The organism is Catenulispora pinisilvae (assembly GCF_015356865.1).
GTDB classification, from domain to species: domain Bacteria; phylum Actinomycetota; class Actinomycetes; order Streptomycetales; family Catenulisporaceae; genus Catenulispora; species Catenulispora pinisilvae.
This window is the reverse complement of record NZ_JAAFZA010000479.1, coordinates 1-1,822: the sequence shown is the minus strand read 5'-3', so window position 1 is coordinate 1,822 and position 1,822 is coordinate 1. Positions and strand designations below refer to the sequence as shown.

Annotated in this window: 1 protein-coding gene; it reads left to right on the top strand. The window is 63.0% G+C overall.

Annotated elements, in window-relative coordinates; genetic code table 11:
- Window positions 1-23: 23 nt before the first annotated feature.
- On the top strand, window positions 24-1,822 hold a 1,799-nt coding region (locus IZR01_RS49025), incomplete at its 3' end, for a condensation domain-containing protein (protein ID WP_323747327.1).

Genomic DNA, 1,822 nt, shown 5'->3' with positions numbered 1-1,822 from the left:
CTGCCGGCCGCAAGCCGCGGACCGTGCAGGAACAGCAGTTGTGCGACTTGTTCGCCGAGGTCCTGGGCCTGGAATCAGTGTCCATCGACGACAACTTCTTCGCACTCGGCGGCCACTCGCTGCTGGCTACTCGTCTGGTGAGTCGGGTGCGTTCGGTTCTCGGGGTGGAGTTGGGGCTTCGGACGTTGTTCGAGGTGCCCACGGTGGCTGGTGTTGCGGCGCGTCTGGGTGGTTCGTCTTCTGAACGTCGTGTGGCGTTGCGGCCGGTGGTGCGTCCGGAGCGGGTGCCGTTGTCGTTTGCGCAGCGTCGGTTGTGGTTCTTGAGCCGACTGGAGGGTCCGTCGGCGACCTACAACCTTCCGTTGGTGGTGCGTCTGTCCGGTGATCTGGATCAGGGGGCTTTGAAGGCTGCTCTTCTCGATGTTCTTGCCCGGCATGAGAGTTTGCGGACTGTCTTCCCGCAGATCGATGGTGAGCCTTTCCAGCAGGTGCTGCCAGTTGAACAGCTCGCGGCCCTGGCGGATCTGGTGGTGCAGGACTCCTCGCCGGAGACGGTTGCCGCTGACATAGCTGCGATGGTGGGTTCGACGTTTGATCTGGAGTCGCAGATTCCGGTGCGGGCTTCTCTGCTGCAGGTCGGTCAGCAGGAGTTTGTGTTGGTGGCGGTGGTGCATCACGTTGCTGGTGATGGTTGGTCGCTGGGGCCGTTGGCGCGGGATTTGGCTGCCGCCTATACAGCTCGCGTCGGTGGTGCTGCGCCGGAGTGGGAGCCGTTGCCGGTGCAGTACGCGGACTACACCCTGTGGCAGCGGGAACTGCTCGGTGACGAGGACGACCCGGACAGTGTCTACTCCCGGCAGGTCGGCTTCTGGCGGGATGCTTTGTCTGGTGCTCCGGATCAGCTGGAGTTGCCGTTCGATCGTCCTCGTCCTGCGGTGTCGTCTTACCGCGGGGGTCGCGCATCTGTGGTCTGGGATGGCGAGCTGCATGCTGGTCTGTTGCGGTTGGCGCGTTCGCGTGGTGTGAGTGTGTTCATGGTGGTGCAGGCTGCGGTGGCGGCATGGCTGTCGCGGATGGGTGCGGGTACTGACATTCCCATCGGGACTGCTGTCGCCGGTCGCCTGGATGATGCGCTGGATGACCTGGTCGGGTTCTTCGTGAACACGTTGGTTTTGCGGACTGATGTGTCTGGGGATCCGACGTTCGCAGAGCTTGTTGATCGTGTTCGTGATTCTGATCTGTCGGCGTTCGGGCATCAGGATGTGCCGTTCGAGCGTCTGGTGGAGGTGTTGAACCCGGCGCGTTCGATGGCGCGGCATCCGCTGTTCCAGGTGATGCTGGCCTTCCAGAACGCCCCGGCTGCGGACCTGGCCATGCCGGGCTTGCAGGTGCAGGCGGAGCCGGTGCAGGTTGGCGCGGCGAAGTTCGACTTGCTGTTCGACCTGTCTGAGTCCTTCACCGCTGATGGCTCGCCGAATGAGATCGTCGGATCTCTGGACTTCGCGACAGATCTGTTCGATGTCGCGACGGTTGAGCGGATGCTGGGTTGGCTGCAACGTCTGGTAGAGGAAGTTGTCGCTGACCCCAGTGTGCCGCTGCACTCGATCTCGATCCTGAACCGGGACGAGGTCCGGCAACTGCTGGTCGACAACAACGACACTGCCCATTCGGTGCCTGATGCGACGTTGGCGAGTCTGTTTGAGGAGCAGGTGCGTCGTTCGCCGGATGCGGTGGCGGTGGTGTTCGAGGGTGAGCAGGTTTCGTATGCGGAGTTGAATGTTCGGGCGAATCGTTTGGCGCGGTTGCTGGTGGCGCGGGGTGC